Below are 20106 nucleotides of genomic sequence, written 5' to 3'. Positions count from 1 at the left end.
GCATCGCAAAGAAGGACTGCACAAGCCTTGGAATACTCCGGCACCCTCTGTAGGTCGGGGCGGCCGTCGTGGCCGATGACGGCATCATCGCCATGACCGGAGGACGGCAGGTGGAAGCGCCAACGCGTTGGACATGTGCACCGGGCGCCCTGACCACGGGGCGTACTGTCAGCCACCGGACGCGAGCTTGTGGCGGTGGTCGGCCTTGTCGCCTCGGGTAGCCGGGTTGCGACTGCTCTAAAGCGGGGTGCCGGCATCGATTCGTGCGGCGTCGGGACCGGCGTGGGCAGCGACGTCCTGCCTGGCGCAGACAATGAACTGCCTTTGCCCTGGGTAGAGTTCACGCCGTGCGGCCCCAACTCTGGGGGATGCCGCAATGGAGGAGTTCCCGATGTTGAGTGCCAAGATCCGCCGGTCCGCAGCGTGGGGTGGAGTGGTGGCCACCATGACCGGAGCCTGGGTACTGGGAGGCGCGGGAACGGCGAACGCGGCCGGCTTCTACACGGCCAACGTCCAAGTGAACGTCCGCACAGGTCCGTCGACGTCCTACCGGATCATCCAGGTGCTCCCGGCGCGCTCCGTGGTCAACATCGTGTGTCAGACGGAGGGCGAGCGGGTGACCGGGACGTACGGGACCTCCGCGATCTGGGACAAGCTCAGCAACAACGGATTCGTGTCCGACACGAACGTCAACACAGGCAGCGACGGCTACATCCCCGGCTCGCCGAGATGCTCCGGGTCGGCCTCCTGACCAACGACAGCCGCTGTGAGCCCCGACGGGCACGAGGTGCTGCGCAACTCGGAGCGCACTGTCCAGACACTGCGGAACGACAGCGACGGTCGAGAACCACACCCGAATGTGGATCACTACGTCGTCCGCCTCGGGGAGGACGTGATCGCGCTCGTGCCGGAGGCGGTGCAATCGATGCCAGAAAACCTGGTGGGCGTGCGGCCGACACCTCACCGATCTGGACCTGGCTCGACACACCCGAGCCCGCGGTCGCAGTGGCCGTTGATCCGGCATCAACGGCCGTGCGGGGCGCGAGGACTGCTCAGACCTGTTCGAAGTGGAACGCCTTGATGAAGCAGTCGCGGGGCTGGGTGACGGCGAAGAGGATGCACTCCACGAGCGAGTGCGCGGTGAGGGCATCCTCGGACCCGCGCGGGGTGGTTTCCCATTCCTCGGTGAGCGGGTCGGCGTTGTCGAAGTCAGGCGGGTACAGCGATATCACCCGGACTCCTTGGGGGCGCAGGCGCTTGGAGAGGATCTCGGTGAATCCTGCCTGGGCGTTCTTGGCTGCGTAGAAGGCGTCGTGGGCGTCCGACCGGTGGTGGCCCGGGGTTCCGCACGCGGAGACCATCATCACGACATCGGGTTTGTCCGAATTCAGTAGGAGAGGAAGGAAGTTCTTCACGGTCAGGACCGTGCCCGTGGCGCCGGAGGCAATGGTGTCTACGACATCGGCGTCAGTCGCGGACAGCAGATCCGGCCCTTCGAGGTAGCGGGAGCCGTTGTTGACGAGCACATCGACACGGTCTGTATGTCGCGCCACGGAGGAGGCGAAGTCGCGGATGGAGGCGGGGTCCGTCAGGTCGCAGGCGAACGCGTGCACTCCTTGATGGCCACGAGCGCGAATCTCGTCACGGACACGTTCGGCGGCATCGAGACTGCGAGCGGAGAGGAAGACCTCGGCACCGCAATCCGCGAGCCGGATCGCCAGGGTTCGCCCGAAGTCACGCCCGGCGGCTGTGATGACGACGCGGTGCTTGTCGAATCTCATGGTGTCGCTCTCCTGGTTCGTGGATCGTTGCTGGGCAGCTCTGGGCAGCTCTGGGCAGCTCTGGGCAGCGGCGGCTCGCGTCGCTGCATGGGTGGCTCGGTCCCCGGCTGATGCTCGCTGCCATTGGACGGCGACGTCGAAGCGGACGCCGAGCATCCCGGCGAGGATCGCAGAGGAGGGGAGGAGAGTCCGGCGCCGGGGTGAAGAGGCGCTGTCCGGGCTGATGGCGCTGCGGCTCCGGCCGCCCCTCGCGGAGCCGACAGATCACCCGCAGCGGGTGACACGGCGGCGGACGACGCGCGCGAGGCTGAAGTGGCAGGGCCCCCGATCGCCGTCGGTGGCGGGCGGAGACGTCCCGCCCGTTTCCGTGAGGAGCACGCCATGACCGCACCCCGTGACCCGACACAGCAGTACGACGGACCGCGGCCGGTAGCCGGTGAGGCCGCCACCGGCCCCGCAGGCGGCCCTGCGGACGTACTGACGCGTCTGGGCCGTTCCTGGACCTGGATCCTGGTCTCGGCACTGGTGACGCTGGTGCCCGGCGTTCTGCTGCTGGTGTGGCCGGACGGGACCCTGCACGTCGTTGCGGTCCTCATCGGCCTGTATCTGCTGACCACCGGGGCCTTCCGGTTCGTGTCCGTCTTCGCGCACAAGGAGCACGGTGAGCGGCTCCCGGGGCTGTTCGCAGCTGTGCTCTTCGTCCTGGCCGGGGTGCTGTGCCTGCGAAACCCCCTGCAGACCATCGCCGCGCTCTCACTGATCGTCGGCGCCGTCTGGCTCGTCTCGGGTCTGCTGACCCTCTACACCGCCATCACTGCCAAGGACCTGCCGCACCGCGGTGTCGTCCTGACCGTGGCGCTCCTCGGCATTGTCGCGGGGATCGTGGTGCTTGCCCTGCCGTCGGAGTCCGCACGGGCACTGACCCGGTTGCTGGGCCTGTGGCTCGTCCTGCTCGGGCTCGCCGAGACGGCTCTCGCCCTCGCCTGGCGGGCAGCGCTCAACAAAGCGGCCGAGGACCCGGCGTCACGTCTCGGCGCCTGACAGGCCACACCACCCCCCCCACACACCTGCGGCCGTCCCCTCCGCCCGGAGGGGACGGCCGCCCTCCGGGCAGCCGTTCCCTCACCCCCTCCGGTCGGCCGTTCCCTCACCCCCTCCGGGTGAGGCGCACGGCCGCCGGCGGTGCGCACGCTGAGGACAGCACGCCCCACCAGCCGGGCCGATGCCCGCGACGGAGGAGAAGGACATGAGCGCACCCGTGAACCTGGCGTACGACTACCCGATGCTGAGCATTTTCTGGAGCATGCTCCTGTTCTTCCTGTGGATTCTGTGGATCATGCTGCTCTTCCGCGTGGTCACCGACATCTTCCGTGACGACGCGATGAACGGATGGGCGAAGGCAGGCTGGCTGGCACTGACCATCCTCCTGCCCTACCTGGGCGTTCTCGTCTACGTCATCGCCCGGGGCAAGAACATGGGCCGCAGGGAGATCGCAAAGGCCCGGGAGCAGCAGGACGCGTTCCATGCCTATGTGAGGGAGGCTGCCGGCGACGGCCGCCGCAGCAGCGTCGACGAGCTCGCCAAGCTGTCCGAGATCCGAGCCGCCGGCGACATCACGGACGAAGAGTTCCGCAGGGCCAAGGGACTGGTCCTCAGCGGCAAAGCCCCGACCGGGAACGCAAGCGCCACCAGTACGGCAGCCATGAACGGCGACCGCTGAACGCGTGCCGCAGGACATGGAACGAGCATCGGCCCTGACCGTCACCCCCGTACGGCAGGCGGACTCGACGAACCAGCTCCGGGAGGCGGGCCGCACCAGGGCCGGGCCGTGGAGAGCGATGACGATCCCGCCGAGCGGCGGCGGCGTCATAGGGCGGGTCGGCCTCGCCGACCTGGCGCCCGCCGCGGGAGCGTAGCGGGCTCTCGCGCACACCGGAGCGGTACGTGACATCCGGGCGCTGCTGTCGTGGCCGCACCGCAGGCAGCCCCCCCTGCCGTACTCCCACGTGGCACGACTCGCACGCAGCCGTCCCGCCCAGGCGCCGGGCCACACCACGGCGGACACGTGTGGCGCCCCGCACCACAAGGAGAAGCCATGAACAGCTACCCTCCGATCGCCGACCACGGGATCGTCGGTGACCTGCAGACCGCGGCGCTGATCGCCGCCGACGGCACGGTCGACTGGTGGTGCGCCCCGCGATTCGACTCGCCCAGCATGTTCGCCTCCCTTCTGGACAGCGAGCGAGGCGGTCACTGCCGTCTGACGGTCGACATCGGCGAGAACGTCACGGTCCGCCAGCTCTACATGCCCGACACCGCCGTCCTGGTGACCCGCTACCTGGCGCCCGACGGTGTCGGGGAAGTCGTCGACTTCATGGAACCGGACCCCTCCACGACCCCGTCCGGCCGGCACCGCCTGGTCCGGGTCGCCCGCGTGGTGCGCGGCAGCCTGCCGTTCGAACTCGACTGCCGGCCGCGCTTCGACTACGGCCGTGCCGAGCACTCCCTCGACCGGCTCGACGACGGATCCGTCGTCTTCTGCGGCCCCGACACCGACCTCCATGTGCAGGCCACCGCCCCCGTCGCGCTCGACGTGGGCGGCACGGACGTCACCGCGCACTTCACCCTCCGCGCCGGCGAACAGGCCGCGATCGTCCTCACGAGCCACAGCGCGGACACCGCCGCTCGTGGTCGCGACCCCGGCGACCCCCGTCCCGACGTCGAAACGGTCACCGCGTCCTTCGACGCCTGTCGCGCCTTCTGGCTGAACTGGCTGCGCTCATGCCGCTACCGCGGCCGCTGGCACGACATGGTCATCCGCTCCGCGATCACCCTCAAACTCCTCACCTACGCCCCCACCGGCGCACCGATCGCCGCCGCCACCATGGGCCTGCCCGAACAGATTGGCGGCGAACGCAACTGGGACTACCGCTACACCTGGATCCGCGACGCCTCCCTGTCCGTCCGAGCGCTGATCGACCTCGGCTTCACCGCCGAGGCCCAGGCCTTCCGCCGCTGGCTGCGCGACCGCCTCGACGCCGGAGCCACGGCCTCCGGGGAACCACTGCAGATCATGTACCGCATCGACGGCGAACCCCACCTGACGGAGGAGATCCTCGACCACCTCGAGGGATACCGGAACTCCGCACCCGTCCGGGCGGGGAACGCGGCGGCCGACCAGATCCAGCTCGACATCTACGGCGAGGCCGCCTACGCCATCGCCCAGGCGAAGGACATCGGTGGCATACGCGGCTGGAAGGCCCTCGCGAAGCTCCTGGACTGGCTCTGCGACCACTGGGACCGTCCCGACGAGGGAATCTGGGAGACCCGCGGCGGCGGGCACGACTTCACCTACAGCCGTCTCATGACCTGGGTGGCCTTCGACCGCGGTGTCAAACTCGCCACCGCCCACGCCCGCCCGGCCGATCTCGGCCGCTGGTCCGCGGCTCGCGACGCCGTCTTCGACCAGATCATCGACCGCGGCTGGAGCGACAAGCGCCGCGCCTTCGTCCAGCACTACGACTCCGACGTGCTCGACGCCTCTCTGCTGCTCATGCCGCGCGTGGGTTTCCTCGCCCCGGACGACCCGGACTGGCTCACCACGCTCGACGCCATGGACGAGGAACTCGTCAGCGACAGCCTCGTCTACCGCTACGACCCGGAAGCATCGCCCGACGGGCTGAAGGGCTCCGAGGGCACCTTCAACCTGTGCAGCTTCCTCTATGTCCAGGCCCTCGCCAGGGCCGGCCGCATCGGCCAGGCGCGCTACGCCTTCGACAAGATGCTCACCTACGCCAACCACGTCGGTCTCTTCGCCGAGGAGATCGGTCCCTCCGGCGAGCAGCTCGGCAACTTTCCCCAGGCATTCACTCATCTGGCCCTCATCGACGCGGCCATCGCCCTCGACGAGGAACTCGACCGGGCAGAACCACGGGCCTGCTGATCCTTCCGGTACTGCCGGCAGGACGGAAGCAGGGGGAACCTGGGAGGCGTCATGAACGAACGGACACCCGAGCCCGGCCCCCACACCCCTTCGCGCGCCGGCCTGAAGGTCCTGGCCCCGCTCGCCCTCGCGCAGTTCATCTGCAGCTTCGCCGGGTCGAACATGAACGTGATGATCAACGACATCAGTGAGGACCTCGACACGACCGTCCAGGGAGTCCAGATCGTCATCACGATCTTCCTGCTCGTCATGGCCGCGCTGATGATTCCCGGTGGCAAGCTGACCGACATCCTCGGCCGCAAACGCTGCTTCCTCACCGGCCTCACCGTGTACGGGATCGGTGCGGTGCTCAGTGCGGTGTCGCCCGGGCTCGGCGTGCTGATCCTCGGCTACTCCGTCCTCCAGGGCGTCGGCACCGCCCTGCTGATTCCGCCGGTCTACATCCTCACCACCCTGCTCTTCACCAGCCTCGACTCGCGCGCCCGCGCCTTCGGCACCGTCATGGCCGCCGGGGGCGTCGGCGCGGCAGCGGGACCGCTCATCGGCGGCCTCGTCACCGCGGCGATCAGCTGGCGTGCCGCCTTCGTCCTCCAGGCCCTGGTGATCGCACTGATCATCATCCTGAGCCGCTCGCTCGACGACCCGCTCCCGCCCGACGCGAAGCGGCATTTCGACGTCCGCGGAGCCGTGCTCTCCGCCGCGGGCCTGGTACTGATCGTCGCCGGCATCCTCGCCGCCGACGACAACCTGTGGCTGATGGCTGCTCTGCTGGCGGCCGGAGCTCTCGTCCTGGCGGCGTTCGTGCACTGGGTGCGCGCTGAGGAGAGGGCAGGACGGGAGCCACTGCTGTCGACCGGCCTGTTCCGCAACCGCACGTCCAACCTCGGCCTGATCACCCAGAACGTCCAGTGGCTGCTGCTGATGGGCACGTCGTTCACTGTCGCGGCGTTCCTGCAGACCGTCCGGGGCTACGACGCCGTCGAAACCGGCGTGATCTTCACAGCGGCCACCCTGGGCCTGCTCGTTACGTCCCTGGCCGCCGCGCGGCTGGCGGCGCGGTGGTCCCAGCGCTCGCTGATCATGGCCGGATTCGTACTGACCATCACCGGGATCGGCGTCCTGATCGCCCTCGTCTCCAGCTCCGCCGGACCGTGGGCCTTCGCCCCAGGCCTCCTGCTGATCGGACTCGGTCTCGGCATGATGCTGACCCCCTCGGTCAACGTCGTCCAGTCCGCGTTCCCCGAAGCGCGCCAGGGCGAGATCTCCGGGCTCTCCCGCGGCGTCTCCAACCTCGGCTCCTCCTTCGGCACCGCGATAGCCGGCACCATCCTCGTCGCCGGTCTGTCCCAAGGTGCCTACGCCGCCGCGATGGGCTTCCTGGCTGCCATCGGACTCGTTGGCCTGGTAACCGCGACCCGTCTGCCTTCTACGCTTCCCCCGCCCGCAGCCACCACCGGTCCTGCCCCGACCCGGCGCGGGGGCAACACCGAAGAGCGTGCGAAGGGAGACGCCGACCGACGCCCGGGCCCGCGCCCGGACCCGCCGAGACCGTCGTCGCGGTAGATCAGGACGTCAGGATGCTGGATTTCCCGCATGACGTGACAATGATCCACACCTGCTGTGTGTGCCTGATCGGAGAACCCCATGACGGACCTGAAGTTCGAGCAGAAGCGCTCGCTGTCGCGCACGGAGGCGGCGGACCAGCTCACCGCGCTCGCGGACGCCCTGCGCAAGGGCGGGGACGTCGACCTGGAATTCGGGCACGGGACACTGAGCCTGAAGATCCCCGACGATCTCCGCAGTGAGATCGAGATCGAGGTCGACGACGGAGAGATCGAGCTCGAAATCGAGTTCACCTGGCCGAGCAGACCGGCCCGGAAGGCGTCCGCGCGCTCTGCCGCAGCCGCCTCCACCACCGGTGCACCGAAGCGCAAGAGGGCGCCCGCGAAGCGCGCCCAGACCGGCGCGGGCACAGCCAAGAACAAGCGCGTCAAACGGGCCGCCACGAAAGCGTCCTGACTCGACAACAGGGCTGCGGGCTGCGCACCTGTACGCAGCTCACCCGTGACAGCGATCAGGCCATGGCCCGGTCCGGCCGCGCCGCTTCACCGCACCCCACTCCCGAAGCCGCGACCGGTCACCTCACCGGCCGTGCCACAAGACAGGGCAGGACCAGGCAGGAAGGTGTGCGATGTCCAAGATCGTGGCCACAGCGATGCGTGCAGCACCTCAAGCCACGCCTGAGGAACGTACAGCCCTGGGCAAGAAGTCCCGGCGCCGTTCCCCACGGTCGTCCCACGCCGTCCACCAGCTCTCCTCAAGCCGGCGGGACCCACTGGCCATCCTCGAAGCCCAGTCCGCCACGAGGCTCCCCGAGCTCGTTCCGATCCGGTACGCCCGCATGCTGGAGTCACCGTTCCGTTTCTACCGGGGCGCCGCCGCGATCATGGCGTCCGATCTCGCCGACAGTCCCTCCTCGGGCCTCACGGTTCAGCTGTGCGGGGATGCCCACATGCTGAACTTCCGTCTGCTCGCCTCGCCGGAACGCCAGTTGGTGTTCGACATCAACGACTTTGACGAGACGCTGCCGGGCCCCTGGGAATGGGACGTGAAGCGGCTCGCGACGAGTCTCGCCATCGCGGGCCGGGCGAACGGCTTCGACGACGCCGAGCGCGCCCGCGTCGTCAGCGCCATGGTCCGCTCGTACCGCGAAGCAATGATCCGCTTCGCGGACATGAGCAACCTCGACGTCTGGTACGCGAAGATCGACGAGAGCCTCCTAGGGACACTGGCCGCCGACCGCCTCCACAAGCGCGGCCGGAAGAACCTGCTTCGCGCGATGGCCAAGGCGCGCACTCGCGACAGCCTGCAAGCCTTCGACAAACTCACCCGGACGACCGAGCACGGGCCCCGCATCGCGGCCGACCCGCCCTTGCTCGTCCCGGCGGCCGACCTGTTGCCGGATGTCGCGCGCACCGCACTGGAGCGCCAGTTCCAGAGCCTGCTCGAACGCTACGCTCGTACGCTCGCATCCGATCGGCGCTCACTTCTGGCGGACTACCGCCTGGTCGACATCGCCCGGAAGGTCGTCGGAGTGGGCAGTGTCGGCACCCGGTGCTGGATCTTCCTCCTCCTCGGCCGGGACGGCGGAGACCCCCTCTTCCTCCAGGCGAAGGAAGCCGGTGCCTCCGTGCTGGCCTCGCACGTCGGCCCGAGCCGGTTCTCCAACCAGGGGCAGCGGGTCGTCGCCGGCCAGCGGCTGATGCAGGCCTCGAGCGACATCTTCCTCGGCTGGGAGCGAGTCGACGGGATCGACGGCAAGCGCCGCGACTTCTATCTCCGCCAACTGCGCGACTGGAAGGGCATCGCCGTGCCCGAGCGGATGCGGCCGAAGGACATGAAGGCATTCGGCCAGCTGTGCGGGGTCACCCTGGCCCGCGCGCACGCACGCTCCGGCGACCGGATCGCCATCGCCGCCTATCTGGGCAGCGGCGCGGTGTTCGACCGAGCCCTCGCCGCGTTCGCCGAGGCCTACGCCGACCAGAACGAGCGCGACCATCAGACGCTCATCGACGCGGTGCGCTCGGGGCGGCTGCCTGCGCAGGACCTCGACGAAGCCTGACGCCGGGAAAGCAGGCGTCGCACGAGGTCGCGTACGGCGCACCCCCCAGCCAGGGCCGTTCATGTCGGCAGGCGATGACGCCCGTCAGGCCGGGCCTCGGCCGGACGGGGAGTCCACTGTCCTCGTGTGGCGATGGCCCGTGTGCTGAGCAGCCGGGTCGAGGAACTCAAGGACGGCGAGGAGCGTGAGCACGGTCAGTGCCAGGCACAAGGTCACCATCGCGGTGGGGCGATCCCACAGCACGATCGTCAGCACGGCCAGGGCGACAACGCCCCAGTTCAGCCAGGTCCGCAGCCGATGAACGAGAACCCCGACCGGGCCGGGTGACAGACCCGTGGCGGCCCGGGCGGCGCCCAGAGCGGACCGCCACCCCGCGCGGACACTCAGTGCCCACCGGCTCTGACCCGTGAGCCAGGCCGCGACCGCTGTGAGCACGCCCAGGGTGACCACGGCGCGAACGGTCCCGCGCAGGAAGCGGACCAGGGTGTCGTAGATGGAGCCCGCAGCAGCGGAGTTCACGGAGGCCGGCAGCGCGTCCAGGTAGAACACGCGGAACACGGACAGACCGACCCCGAGCAGACCGACCGTGACAACCACGGCGAGGGCCGCGGTGATCAGCGCCCTGCGCCGACGGAACGCCAGCAGGACACCCGCGGCGGCCATCAACACGGTGACCAGTGGAAGCCAGCCTCCCATCAACTGCAGGAGCCTGAAGCCGGTCTGGACCTTCCCGATCTCCTCGGAGGTCGCCACAGTGAGGTCCGTGTGCAGCTCAGGGATCTTGTCCGCGACGCTCAACCCGTTGTCCACCAGAAGCGCTTTGACGCGTTCGACGACCGGGGCGAGGTCGACCGTGACGTTGTCCCCTTCGAGCTGGACGGCGCCGCCTCCGCTGCCGGTGAGCGCCTTGTTGACCGCCTGATGGGCACCACGGTTCAGTTCACTCCACAGCGTCGCGAAGCCGTCGCTGCTCACGAATCTGGCGGTCACCGACTCCACCAGCCCTCGCAAGCCGCTCATCAGCGGCTCTTCGAGCCGCCCCATGGCCGCTTCCAGGCGAGGCCGGTCCTCAGGAGTCACCTGTTCCAGCAGCAGGGGCACATCGACGTGGTCCATGACGGCATTCGTGACCCTGGTGGTCACGCTCGCCTGGATGTCCGGGTCCGAGGCCAGGGGCGCCACGGTCGAGACGTACCGGTCCGTGTCGCCCACGATGTCGCTGCTCCACACCGCGATCACGCTCAGCGGAGCCAGCAGTGCTGCCAAGGAAATCAGCACCACGGCGAGCATCGACCGAGACCGGTGCCTCTTCCCACCTGGGGAAGGCGACTTCTGCTCCGCCACTTGGCTCCGCAGGCGTACCAGTTCGGCTCGCTCGGCCTCCGACAGAGGAGCGGAACCGCCAGTGGCTTCCGAATCGCTCACGTCCGTATCCCCGCTGTAACCCCCGACCGACCTGGGTTCCTCACTCCAGCTAAACCCCGCCCCGCAGGGTGCGCCACCGGGGACGGCACTGGGACGCTCCCGCCTACCCATGCCCCGGCCAGCTGCGCCGAGCAGAAGCGGCAGGCACCGTTCGGCACGAGGTCATGGTCGCGGAGGTGTATGCGTGGGGCGAGAGCTCAGAGTTCGCGGTATCGGTGCTCCAGGGCTGCCATGTCCCAGCTCACCGGCGCGCCGTCCTCTTCTGCGTCCGCGTCCTGCCAGGAGAAGGACCCTTGTTCGTCCGTGATGAGCACGTAGTCCAGTACATCCGTGGCAGAGCCGTCGGACAGGGCCTGCGCGGCCCAGGTGAGCAGAGCTTGCAGTGAGGCGTGGTGGGGGAGGTCGACGTACTGTCCGCCATCCCCGTGGGCGTGCGTGCCGACGCACCCGAGCCGGTCGCCCCGCGCCATCTCGATGAAGAGGGAATCTCCGGCGCCGTCCTCGGCCAGGGGCAACCAGGACGGACGCCAATAGCGCGATTCCTCGGGTACATCCCGCTGCTGCGACCCCATCCACCCCGCGTAGCTCTTGGCGATCTCGGCCGCGCCGGACAAGCGGTAGTTGCCGGGTAGTAGGAACTCTCCGGAGCCGTCATGGCGGTGCAGGGATGCCACCACCTCCTCGGGAAACACGAGCCCGCACCCGCGTTCCGCCGCGCGTACCGTGTCGGAGTCCGCAGCAGGGGGCAACGAGGCGTACGTGCCCGGCGCGTGCTCGGACAACCAGCTCTCGATCATCGACCACGAGCCGTCAATCGTCATGGCACCCATCGTGGCCCGCGAGACCGGTCAGGGACCAGACTGTCGTTGCCGCTCCTTCCTGATCATCAGGCCGTTGCCGTGGCTGAAGACGAGAACGGTCCAATGGACAGGGCGGAGGCGTCCTGGTGACGCGCTGATCTGGATGCTACGCATCGTGTGCCATTCAGGCTTGCGCATGGCGCCACAATGATGCCATCCTGACGTCATGGATCTTGCGCCGTATGTGGAAGCCCTCCGCCGGGAACTTGCGGTGGCCGCCGAGGCCGGTGGAGATGACGCTCGCGAGCTGGCGGAGCGGCTGACGGCTCCTTTGGAGTCGGCAGCCCGGCTGACGTTGCTGAATGTGCTGTCCGACGCGATGGGCGAGGTCACCCGGGAACTGGCACCCGGATCGGTTGATGTACGGCTGCGAGGGGTTGAGCCCGACTTCGTGGTGACGCTGCCGTCTCGCGGTGATGGTGGCGACGAGCGGGGCGGGTACGCCGAATCGCTCAGGGCGCCGACTACTGCTCCTGCGGCGGGTGAGGGCGAGGAGGGCGGCACTGCCCGTGTCAATCTGCGTCTGCCGGCCCATCTCAAGTCCCGTGCCGAGGAGGCCGCGGCCGGCGAGGGCTTGTCGGTCAACGCGTGGCTGGTGAGAGCGGTGTCGGCGGCAGTCGACGGGGGCGGCCGGTCCCGTGCGGCGGACCAGGTCCACGGTGCCGGGCAGAGTGTCACGGGCTGGGTGCGCTAGCTGCGACCGCGCCGGTGCAGCGTCACCCGCATCGTTTCCCGCGGGCGGGCAGAACCCTAGGAATTGTGAGGACGGGGCGGTCATGCCTTCTTTCGATACTCCCGAAGCGATTTCAGCCACCGTGCATGTGGAGGCCGGTGCCATCCGGTTCATCGCGGGTGACCGCCCTGAGACGGTGGTCGAGGTGCGGCCCCGCGATCCGAAGAAGGAGCCGGATGTCCGGGCGGCCGAGCAGTGCGAAGTCACCTGTGCGGGCGGTGCGCTGGCCGTCAGGACGCCCGGGCAGCGCTTTCGCGTGGGCCGTGTCGGCGCTGTGGAGGTGACGGTCGAACTGCCTACGGGCTCGAGGATCGACATGAGTGGCGGTGCGGTCCAGGTGCTCGGTGAGGGCCGGCTCGGTGAGGTCCGGGTGAAGACCTCGTCGGGTGACGTGCGCCTGGAGACGACCGCTCGGCTGCAGGTGACTGCGTCGCACGGTTCGGTGACCGTGGACCGTATCGAGGGCGCGGCAGAGATCACCACCAGTACCGGAAGTCTGCGCGTGGGCCTTGTAGAGGGTCCCGCCGTACTGAAGAACTCGCACGGTACGACGACGGTCGGGACCGCGGCCGGAGAACTGCGGGTGAGCGGCGCCGCCGGTGACATCAGCATCGGACACGCCGAGGGCTCGGTGACCGCCACCACCGCTCACGGGGCCCTGCGGGTGGACGAGGCGGTCCGCGGCATCGTCCGGTTGGAAACCGCCCACGGCGCCATCGATGTCGGCATCCGTGAGGGCACGGCCGCGTATCTCGACGTCATCTCGAACTCAGGCCAGGTACGCAACACCCTCACCATGTCGAAGAGCCCGGACAGCAGCGAGGAGACCGTGGAGGTCCGCGCCCGTACCCGGCACGGCAACATCGACATCCGACGTGTCCAGGTCTGAGGGCCTGCCCGTCAACTGGCCTTTGCCCAGATGACTTGAACTCCCCCCTGTCCGCTTCAGCCCGCGGACAGAGCGCGTGGCGTACCCGGCTTGCTTCCCGGTAGCCGGCGTCCGCCGGGCGGGCCGAGCCGTGGCGGTCAGGCGTTCAATGCCTGCTCGGTCGTGGGGTGGCAGGTCACGACCGTGTCGAGGCCGACAATCTGCAGCACACGCATGACGGGTTCTCGGGCTCCGGCGATGCGCAGCCACCCCTGGACGTCCCGCACACGCCGATGTGCGGCGACCAAGATGTTGATCCCGCTGGAGTCCATGAACGTCACACCGCTGAGGTTCGCAACGACCCGAAGAGGTGGCACCGCGCCTTCCTCGGACATCAACGCCCTTCCGAGGGCGTCCTTCACGTCTTGGTCGATCTCGCCCTGCACAGTCACGACACGGACGCCGTTTACCACGACGCAATCGACTACGAGCCGGTCTGACCGGTCGGTCTTCTGGTTGTTGTCGGTCACCGTCTCCTCAACTGCGCTCAGGCTCGCCCGGTCGGGGCGTACGCGAACGATTCTGCCGTAACCCCATGTCTGGATGCACCCGGACGGCAACGCCGGACAACACCCCTCGCGCGTCAGCTACATGCGACCGCAGCGCTCAGATCGCTTTCGGCACACGAGACCGTATTCGATGCGCATCGCCAGAAACGGTGTCGTTGTCACCGCTCAGTCGGAATCCACGCTTCCGAAGCCCCTGCGGGAACTCGTGCAGTTGCGGGTCGGCCAGATCAACGGCTTCGGCGTCTGCGTAGACGCCCACGCCAAGGGGGCCACAGCCGCCGGTGATACCGCGGTCCGGCTCAGCCGCCTCGCCGCCTGGCGGCACAGCACCGTGTTCACCGAGGCCGAGCGGGCCGCGCTGCGGCTCACCGCGGAAGGCACCCGACTCGGCGACCACGACATGTCCGACGAGATGTTCGCCAGTGCGTCGAACTGACCAGCAGGTGAAGCGGATGCCCACCGCGGTCACTCACGGCGACGCGCTGATCTTCCTCTGCCCCTCCGGTAGCGGGGACGGTGGCGGCCGTGCCTGCCTTGGTGGCGTGCTGAGAATTCCGGCGGAGGAGTCCGACTCTCCCGGTGGTCAGGCGGCGTGGCAAAGCGCCGCGGCGTGACGCGGTGCCGGGACGCACGTAACGCTGGCGTGGACGGGCCGGGTGGCGGGCATGGCGGGGGCGGCCTGGGGACGGTTCTGTGCGAAGACGACGAGGCGCAGAACCGCGAAGCGTGCGACGCCGGCGAGTGCGGAGGCGGACAGGTAGACGGCCTGTTCGACTATCGCGCCGGGTGTCGTGGTGAGTTGCTGCAGGACGACCATGGCCAGGCAGGTCATCGCGTAGGCAGCGGCTGCGGACCCGGCCGATTGCACATGCTGGCGTCGGGTCGCCCGCCCGCCGGCGCCGAAAGTGAAGCGGGCGTGCAGCTCGGTCGCCAGGAGGGTGGAAGCGACCGTGACCGCGGCATTGGCCAGCGCCCAGGGAATCCAGGACGCGAGGGCCACCACGGCGAAGCTGGACGCCAGCCCCACCCCGCCACCGCACAACACGAAACGGGCGAAGGCAGCGAAGGCGCCGGGTGCCGTCTGTCGCCGGCTCTGCACTGTCTTCATGATCCGCCCCTTTGACTATTCACCCCGACAAACGCGCGCCCTCACCTCGCCGAGCCGAGAGGTGCGCTCCTGTTGGCGCCATCATGGCACACAAGTGGCGCCATGAGGAGTCTATTTGGCATCTACGTCTTCGTCGGTGGCGCCAATGTGGAGTCGAGGACGTAAATGCGCAGGTCACGGGTTCGTCCGGGAGTGCCACCGAATGGTGCCGTGGCCGATTCTCCGGAACGGCGTGGAGGTGATTGCCTCCCAGCGGGAGAGGGTTCTGCTCCGAGGCAGTGAGAGGGAGCCGGGGCGAGGGCCTGCCGTGGCGCGGCATCTGACGCTCTTGGCTCCCCATGGCTCCGTACACGCGGCTGGCGGGAGAGCGGAAGCGAGGCGAGGCCGGGCAAGGTGTACGGCAGTCAGCTCACGAACTTGCAGGCCGGAAGCGGGAGCTGTGCGTGGGGGAAGGCGTCGGCCTCCCGGGCGGCGGGTCTGTCCGGCCGCTACGAACTGGTTGCGGCGGGCGTGGGCTGCATCGTGGCCTCCCTTGAGGGGCGAGAACTTGACGACAGCATGTTGGGCGAGGCGTTCGGTGAGAACTGGTCGCTGGACGCCAGATACCCGGCCGAGCTGCCGGGCCTGGCCTTCTTCGAGGGCTGGACGAGGTTGGTGTTCGTGACGATCGGGGTGACCCGGCCCGGCCGGCGAGAGCTTGTTCCCGCGCAAGGGCTGGACTGTGCACTTGAGGCCGCAGCCGCCTGGCCGTCAGATGCTCGTGACGAGTCCTTCACGCGGCTCGCCGACTTCGAGTTGACCTGCCAGCAGGGGGCGGTGGAGCGGGTGAGGGCGGACGGTCTCCCCGCACTGTGGGAGCTTGCCGAGGCGCAGTCCGAACCGTACCGCCGGGCGGCTGAACTGCTTGTCGGACAGGGCGGATAGGGCGGACAGGGCGGATTGGCCGGATGGAAGCGGCGAGCAGGGTACGGGCCACTGGCTCGGCAGCCGGAAGCGTCTGCGATCAGGTGCGGCCTCGCGGTCCGCGGCTGACTGCCCTGGGCCGCGCCCCGATGTGCTGCGCTCAACCGGTCAGCCTTTTGGTCGGTTCGCCGTTCGGTTCGCCGCTCGGCTCGGTGCGGTGGCAGCGAGTCAGGGCCCGGCGACCGAGAACCACGGCGCTCAGCCCCAACGGGACGGCCGCGATGGCTCCGACGAGCCCATTGCCCGTGCCGGGACCACCACTGGAGGTGGCCAGGTGCAGGACCCCGAGGACCGTACCGGCCAGCCCTGCCGCGATGGCGGACATGGCGCCCGTGCGCGCCTTGCCGCTGCTGATGCGGTCGGCGGTGCGAGCCAGGGCCAGCCAGCCGATGGCCACGCCGACCAGTCCTACTCCGAGAGCCAGGTTGGCTCCGGTCCGTCCGTCACCGATGGCTCCGCCCTCGGCAGCCGCCGTCACCACGTCTGCTGCGTACATGCTTCTCCTCTTCCTCGTGCTCTTCGTACAGTGCAGTTCCAAGGTCAAGATGTGACTTGAGCATGTCTGCCGAGCGCACCGTGCGTCGTCCCGCAGACGCAGGCACTTTGCTCTGCCATCGCTGGCGCAGTCACCTGCCGCGGATGCGGTAGGCACCACGTGGATACTGCGGGCGCGGTAGTCGACTGCTCGTCCTGGAGCGGGACTTGCCGACAGCCACAGCCGGTTAGGGTGCGCGCATGGACGATGGATGGTTCGGCGTCCCGGCCAGGGTCAGGGACTGGGCGATCGCTCTCGGCGCGGCCGCGCTGCTGCTCGGGACAGGGCTGTCCGGAGACTCTCCCGGCAGGGACTCCGACCTGCTCGGCTACACGCTGCTGGCAGTGGGGGGTCTGGCGCTGGTAGCGCGTCGCCGCGCTCCCACAGCCGTCCTGGCCGTCACCGCGCTGTGTGCGGTGGGATATCTGGCGGCCGGCTTCGAGGTTCTCTCCGTGCCGTATCTGATTGCGGTGTACGGCGCGGTACGGGCCGGGTACCGCACCCTCACAGCGGCGGCGTCCGTGTCCGTGCTGGTCATGCTTCACCTCACCGCCCTGGTCTTCCATGACGGGCCTGCGCGTGAGGCCTTGGCGCAGGCCCGTCATGTCCTCGAAGTCGCTTGGCTGATCGCCGCGTTCGCCGCGGGGGAGGCACTGCGGCAGGCCGAGCAGCGGGCGGACGAAGCTGAGCGCACCAGGGAGGCGACCGCGCAGCGCCGCGCGGACGAGGAGCGGCTGAACATCGCGCGGGAGCTGCACGATTCACTCACGCATCAGATCTCGATCATCAAGGTGCAGTCGGAAGTCGCTGTCCACGTGGCTCGCAGGCGGGGCGAACACGTACCCGAGGCTCTGCTGGCGATCCAGGAGGCCGGACGAGAGGCGACCCGGGAACTGCGCGCCACCCTGGAGGCGTTGCGGGACGACGACGCCACCTCGCCCCGCGGGCTCGACCACATCGCAGAGCTGGTCGAGCAGACGAGCCGGGCCGGCCTGGAGACGACGCTGATGATCGAGGGACAACGCGCCGATGTGCCGGCCGCGGTGGGCCGGACCGCCTATCGGATCGTGCAGGAGTCGTTGACCAATGTCGCCCGGCATGCCTGTGCCGCGACAGCGTCGGTCCGCATCGACTACCGGAGCGGCTCACTGGCCATCCGGGTCGATGACGACGGCAAGGCCACGCCGGACACGGTGGCGACGCCCGGTCTGGGACTCCTCGGCATGCGTGAACGCGTCACAGCACTCGGCGGTCGGCTGCGGGCGCAGCCGCGCAGCGAGCACGGCTTCACCGTCCAGGCCGAACTCCCCGTGGAGCGGATCTCATGATCCGTGTTCTGCTGGTCGACGACCAGCCGCTGATTCGCAGCGGATTCCGTGCGCTCCTCGACCTCGAGGACGACATCGAGGTGGTGGCGGAGGCCGCTGACGGCCTGGAAGGCCTGGCGCTCACCCGACGGTTCTTGCCGGACATCGTGCTGATCGACATCCAGATGCCGGTCGTCGACGGCATCGAGGCCACACGGCGCATCGCCGCGGATCCGGCCCTGGCCCAGGTGCACGTGGTCATCCTCACCAACTACGGCCTGGACGAGTACGTCCTCGACGCGCTGCGCGCCGGAGCTGCCGGCTTCCTCGTCAAGGACATCGTGCCGGACGACTTCGTGCATGCGGTGCGCGTCGCCGCCCGCGGCGACGCGCTGCTTGCCCCGTCCATCACCCGCAAGTTGATCAACCGGTACGTCAGTCAACCGGTCCCCGCCGTCGCCGGCACCCGACTCGATGAGTTGACCGGCCGCGAGCGAGAGGCTGTCTCCCTGGTCGCGCACGGCTTGTCCAACGATCAGATCGCCCTCCGCATGGCGATCAGTCCACTCACCGCGAAGACCCACATCAACCGGGCCATGACCAAACTCCACGCCCGCGACCGTGCCCAACTCGTGGTGATGGCCTACGAATCCGGATTGGTGGCACCGCGCGACTCGTGACGGTCAAGGGCAATGGGACAGACGTTCAACAGACGTGCAATAGAAGGGACAGGGGGACCGTGCCCGCTTGTTCAGGACGGTCGGCAGGACGTGGCCGTGTGTCCTGTCACTGGGTGCTGCGTGGGCTGGAGGGCTGCAGTAGTTGGTCGACGGGAGCGTAGTCGTCGGTGAGTGATCGGGCACCGTCGATCCAGTCGCTGAGGTCGTCACCCGTGGTGGTCTTCCAGCCGGGTTGCCGGGTGTTGAGTTCTTCCTGCGTCGCACGTAGGTCGACCGGTCGGTCGGAGGCGAGCACCACCAGATTGCCGCCCTTGGCGGTGGCGGTCGGGCCGAGGCCGATATCCGCGGGTCGGCCTACGAGGGCCACGTGCTCGAAGACCTCCCCGAGGGTGGCCACTTCGGCCCGTGCGAAGGCCATCTCACCGTGATCGATGAGGTTGGCGACGTACAGGCCGTCCTTGTCGAGTACGCGCCGCACGTCGTTCATCGCCTCCGACGTAGTGAGATGCCACGGGACGCTGACTCCTCCGAATGCGTCGCCGACGACAAGGTCACGGCTGTCGGCATCCAGTCGCCGCAGTCCGAGCCTGCCGTCCTCGGCGCGTACGTCGATACCTGACTCCGCCCGCAGACCGAGCCGGTCGCGGTTGACGCGCACGACCCCGCTGTCGATCTCGGACACCAGGCTGCGCGTCCCGGGCCGCGTGGCCGAGAGGTAACGGGGGAGGGTGAGACCGCCTCCGCCGAGGTGGTGGGCGACAAGCGGTTCACCCTCGGGAAAGGTGGCGTCGACCACCGACGCGATGGCGCGCACGTACTCGAATTCCAGGAAGGTCGGGTCGTCGACGTCGACGTAGGAGTGCCGCAGACCGTCCAGGACGAGTGTGCGCCCGCTGTCCCGGTCGGGGTCTGCGACGACCTGTGCGCAGTGGTACTTGGTCTCGGTGTCGCAGTTGCCGGGCGCGACCGCGGTGGCGAGGCCGCCGGCGACGACGACGAGTGCGAGGGCAGGGGTGCCGCTCCACCGGCGTGTGTGCCACTCGACCAGTGCCGCGCCGACCACCAGCAGCGCTCCGAGGCCGAGCAGAATGCCACTGACCGGCAACCGCGACACGAGGACGAAGCCGGTGAGGACGGTGCCGAAGATGGCGCCGACGGTGCCGACGCCGGACAGCCGGCCGACTACCGTTCCGGTCTCGGCGAGGCTGGTGAGACGCAGCTTGGTCACGATCGGCGTCACCGCAGCGAGCAGTGCGCCCGGTACGAGGATCGTCAGCGATGCGATCAACAGGAGCAGTACGGGAGCCAGTTCGGCGGCGGCGCGCAGCACGGCCGGGGTCAGGGCCACGACCGCTCCCGACACTCCGAGCGAAGGGCCGATGAGCCGCCGTGGATTGACAAGGTCGGCGACGCGTCCGCCCAGCCATGAGCCGACAGCGATCGCGGTGAGGGCGATGCCGATCACCGTTGTGCTGGTCTCAAGGGTGAGGCCGAGATAGGGAGCCAGCAGCCGCAGAGCGACGATCTCGACCACCAGGACTGCGGCCGAGGACCCGAACACAAGCACGGCGGCGACCCGGGGACCCAGGCCGGAGCTGTGCGTCGCGTCCTCGGCGGCAGGCGAGGAAGACGAATTGGTCACGGACGTCATCCTCGCACGCGGCTCATCGGCCCGGCAGCAGGGCGAAATCCCTGATTCCGCCGGTCGACGG

21 protein-coding genes and 1 pseudogene are annotated in these 20106 nt (G+C 68.9%); 15 read left to right on the top strand and 7 right to left on the bottom strand.

The features are described 5' to 3' along the window. The first annotated feature begins 391 nt into the window (after positions 1-391). Together KUF83_RS35700 and KUF83_RS43120 are read left to right on the top strand one after the other, a co-directional pair. On the top strand, positions 392-751 hold the full coding sequence (locus tag KUF83_RS35700; RefSeq protein WP_217459193.1) for an SH3 domain-containing protein: 360 nt from the start codon (positions 392-394) through the stop codon (positions 749-751). Positions 752-766: 15 nt separating this feature from the next. Continuing rightward, positions 767-1081, top strand: a complete 315-nt coding sequence (locus tag KUF83_RS43120) for a DUF5984 family protein (RefSeq protein WP_374106229.1) — start codon at positions 767-769, stop codon at positions 1079-1081. Here the strand turns inward: KUF83_RS43120 and KUF83_RS35695 are convergent. Continuing rightward, positions 1053-1781 (bottom strand): SDR family oxidoreductase, encoded by a 729-nt coding sequence (locus KUF83_RS35695; protein ID WP_217459192.1) that lies wholly within the window; start codon positions 1779-1781, stop codon positions 1053-1055. The two genes, KUF83_RS43120 and KUF83_RS35695, sit on opposite strands and share 29 nt — an antisense overlap. A gap of 381 nt (positions 1782-2162) precedes the next feature. On the opposite strand from KUF83_RS35695, the gene KUF83_RS35690 reads away from it, so the two are divergent. The 7 genes from KUF83_RS35690 to KUF83_RS35660 all read left to right on the top strand — a co-directional run bounded on the left by KUF83_RS35690 (position 2163) and on the right by KUF83_RS35660 (position 9346). Continuing rightward, positions 2163-2822, top strand: a complete 660-nt coding sequence (locus tag KUF83_RS35690; protein WP_217459191.1) for an HdeD family acid-resistance protein — start codon at positions 2163-2165, stop codon at positions 2820-2822. Positions 2823-3027: 205 nt separating this feature from the next. Then, positions 3028-3501, top strand: coding sequence for an SHOCT domain-containing protein (locus KUF83_RS35685; RefSeq protein ID WP_217459190.1), 474 nt, complete (start codon positions 3028-3030; stop codon positions 3499-3501). A gap of 16 nt (positions 3502-3517) precedes the next feature. After that, positions 3518-3697 (top strand): hypothetical protein, encoded by a 180-nt coding sequence (locus KUF83_RS35680; RefSeq protein ID WP_217459189.1) that lies wholly within the window; start codon positions 3518-3520, stop codon positions 3695-3697. 179 nt (positions 3698-3876) lie between these two features. After that, on the top strand, positions 3877-5724 hold the full coding sequence (locus tag KUF83_RS35675) for a glycoside hydrolase family 15 protein (protein WP_217459188.1): 1848 nt from the start codon (positions 3877-3879) through the stop codon (positions 5722-5724). Between the two features lie 51 nt (positions 5725-5775). Further along, on the top strand, positions 5776-7287 hold the full coding sequence (locus tag KUF83_RS35670) for an MFS transporter (RefSeq protein ID WP_217459187.1): 1512 nt from the start codon (positions 5776-5778) through the stop codon (positions 7285-7287). 81 nt (positions 7288-7368) lie between these two features. Further along, positions 7369-7743 (top strand): amphi-Trp domain-containing protein, encoded by a 375-nt coding sequence (locus tag KUF83_RS35665; protein ID WP_217459186.1) that lies wholly within the window; start codon positions 7369-7371, stop codon positions 7741-7743. A 172-nt stretch (positions 7744-7915) separates the two neighbouring features. Further along, a complete protein-coding gene (locus KUF83_RS35660; RefSeq protein ID WP_217459185.1) occupies positions 7916-9346 on the top strand; it encodes a DUF2252 domain-containing protein in 1431 nt (476 codons plus the stop codon). Positions 9347-9430: 84 nt separating this feature from the next. On the opposite strand, the gene KUF83_RS35655 is transcribed toward KUF83_RS35660, so the two are convergent. Both KUF83_RS35655 and KUF83_RS35650 read right to left on the bottom strand, forming a co-directional pair. Next, positions 9431-10624, bottom strand: coding sequence for a hypothetical protein (locus KUF83_RS35655; protein ID WP_217459184.1), 1194 nt, complete (start codon positions 10622-10624; stop codon positions 9431-9433). 344 nt (positions 10625-10968) lie between these two features. Further along, positions 10969-11592 (bottom strand): SMI1/KNR4 family protein, encoded by a 624-nt coding sequence (locus KUF83_RS35650; RefSeq protein ID WP_217459183.1) that lies wholly within the window; start codon positions 11590-11592, stop codon positions 10969-10971. A 205-nt stretch (positions 11593-11797) separates the two neighbouring features. Between KUF83_RS35650 and KUF83_RS35645 the strand changes: the two genes are divergently transcribed. Continuing rightward, positions 11798-12325, top strand: a complete 528-nt coding sequence (locus KUF83_RS35645) for a toxin-antitoxin system HicB family antitoxin (protein ID WP_217459182.1) — start codon at positions 11798-11800, stop codon at positions 12323-12325. Between the two features lie 82 nt (positions 12326-12407). Further along, entirely contained in the window at positions 12408-13253 is an 846-nt protein-coding gene (locus tag KUF83_RS35640; protein WP_217459181.1) for a DUF4097 family beta strand repeat-containing protein, read from the top strand. A gap of 137 nt (positions 13254-13390) precedes the next feature. On the opposite strand, the gene KUF83_RS35635 is transcribed toward KUF83_RS35640, so the two are convergent. Continuing rightward, positions 13391-13762, bottom strand: coding sequence for an STAS domain-containing protein (locus KUF83_RS35635; RefSeq protein WP_217459180.1), 372 nt, complete (start codon positions 13760-13762; stop codon positions 13391-13393). Between the two features lie 169 nt (positions 13763-13931). Here KUF83_RS35635 and KUF83_RS35630 point away from each other — a divergent pair. After that, a pseudogene (locus KUF83_RS35630) lies at positions 13932-14213 on the top strand (carboxymuconolactone decarboxylase family protein); the annotation flags it as partial. Positions 14214-14384: 171 nt separating this feature from the next. On the opposite strand, the gene KUF83_RS35625 reads toward KUF83_RS35630, so the two are convergent. Beyond that, a complete protein-coding gene (locus tag KUF83_RS35625; protein ID WP_217459178.1) occupies positions 14385-14909 on the bottom strand; it encodes a hypothetical protein in 525 nt (174 codons plus the stop codon). A gap of 417 nt (positions 14910-15326) precedes the next feature. On the opposite strand from KUF83_RS35625, the gene KUF83_RS35620 reads away from it, so the two are divergent. Then, the gene (locus tag KUF83_RS35620) at positions 15327-15833 is read left to right on the top strand and encodes a hypothetical protein (RefSeq protein WP_217459177.1); all 507 of its coding nucleotides are present in this window, start codon (positions 15327-15329) and stop codon (positions 15831-15833) included. A gap of 139 nt (positions 15834-15972) precedes the next feature. Here the strand turns inward: KUF83_RS35620 and KUF83_RS35615 are convergent, their stop codons facing one another. Continuing rightward, on the bottom strand, positions 15973-16368 hold the full coding sequence (locus KUF83_RS35615; RefSeq protein ID WP_217459176.1) for a DUF6223 family protein: 396 nt from the start codon (positions 16366-16368) through the stop codon (positions 15973-15975). A gap of 239 nt (positions 16369-16607) precedes the next feature. On the opposite strand from KUF83_RS35615, the gene KUF83_RS35610 reads away from it, so the two are divergent. Together KUF83_RS35610 and KUF83_RS35605 are read left to right on the top strand one after the other, a co-directional pair. Next, complete coding sequence (locus tag KUF83_RS35610) at positions 16608-17735, top strand: sensor histidine kinase (RefSeq protein WP_217459175.1); 1128 nt, start codon at positions 16608-16610, stop codon at positions 17733-17735. Continuing rightward, positions 17732-18394 carry a response regulator transcription factor gene (locus KUF83_RS35605; RefSeq protein WP_217459174.1) on the top strand — a complete coding sequence of 221 codons (663 nt, stop codon included), beginning with the start codon at positions 17732-17734 and terminating at the stop codon, positions 18392-18394. The genes KUF83_RS35610 and KUF83_RS35605 overlap by 4 nt, the downstream gene beginning before the upstream one ends. A gap of 106 nt (positions 18395-18500) precedes the next feature. On the opposite strand, the gene KUF83_RS35600 is transcribed toward KUF83_RS35605, so the two are convergent. Further along, positions 18501-20036: a fused MFS/spermidine synthase gene (locus KUF83_RS35600; protein WP_374106228.1), complete on the bottom strand. Its 1536-nt coding sequence runs from the start codon at positions 20034-20036 to the stop codon at positions 18501-18503. Positions 20037-20106: the final 70 nt, after the last annotated feature.

This window comes from Streptomyces sp. BV286 (assembly GCF_019090165.1).
Lineage (GTDB): Bacteria > Actinomycetota > Actinomycetes > Streptomycetales > Streptomycetaceae > Streptomyces.
This window is presented reverse-complemented; position numbering and strand designations above follow the sequence as displayed.

Coding starts and splice junctions, on each gene's coding strand:
- KUF83_RS35685 (WP_217459190.1), top strand. CDS start 3,028: ATGAGCGCACCCGTGAACCTGGCGTACGACTACCCGATGCTGAGCATT.
- KUF83_RS35610 (WP_217459175.1), top strand. CDS start 16,608: ATGGACGATGGATGGTTCGGCGTCCCGGCCAGGGTCAGGGACTGGGCG.
- KUF83_RS35605 (WP_217459174.1), top strand. CDS start 17,732: ATGATCCGTGTTCTGCTGGTCGACGACCAGCCGCTGATTCGCAGCGGA.
- KUF83_RS35615 (WP_217459176.1), bottom strand. CDS start 16,368: ATGTACGCAGCAGACGTGGTGACGGCGGCTGCCGAGGGCGGAGCCATC.
- KUF83_RS35670 (WP_217459187.1), top strand. CDS start 5,776: ATGAACGAACGGACACCCGAGCCCGGCCCCCACACCCCTTCGCGCGCC.
- KUF83_RS35645 (WP_217459182.1), top strand. CDS start 11,798: ATGGATCTTGCGCCGTATGTGGAAGCCCTCCGCCGGGAACTTGCGGTG.
- KUF83_RS35665 (WP_217459186.1), top strand. CDS start 7,369: ATGACGGACCTGAAGTTCGAGCAGAAGCGCTCGCTGTCGCGCACGGAG.
- KUF83_RS35690 (WP_217459191.1), top strand. CDS start 2,163: ATGACCGCACCCCGTGACCCGACACAGCAGTACGACGGACCGCGGCCG.
- KUF83_RS35695 (WP_217459192.1), bottom strand. CDS start 1,781: ATGAGATTCGACAAGCACCGCGTCGTCATCACAGCCGCCGGGCGTGAC.
- KUF83_RS35700 (WP_217459193.1), top strand. CDS start 392: ATGTTGAGTGCCAAGATCCGCCGGTCCGCAGCGTGGGGTGGAGTGGTG.
- KUF83_RS35640 (WP_217459181.1), top strand. CDS start 12,408: ATGCCTTCTTTCGATACTCCCGAAGCGATTTCAGCCACCGTGCATGTG.
- KUF83_RS35660 (WP_217459185.1), top strand. CDS start 7,916: ATGTCCAAGATCGTGGCCACAGCGATGCGTGCAGCACCTCAAGCCACG.
- KUF83_RS35650 (WP_217459183.1), bottom strand. CDS start 11,592: ATGACGATTGACGGCTCGTGGTCGATGATCGAGAGCTGGTTGTCCGAG.
- KUF83_RS35625 (WP_217459178.1), bottom strand. CDS start 14,909: ATGAAGACAGTGCAGAGCCGGCGACAGACGGCACCCGGCGCCTTCGCT.
- KUF83_RS35680 (WP_217459189.1), top strand. CDS start 3,518: ATGGAACGAGCATCGGCCCTGACCGTCACCCCCGTACGGCAGGCGGAC.
- KUF83_RS35675 (WP_217459188.1), top strand. CDS start 3,877: ATGAACAGCTACCCTCCGATCGCCGACCACGGGATCGTCGGTGACCTG.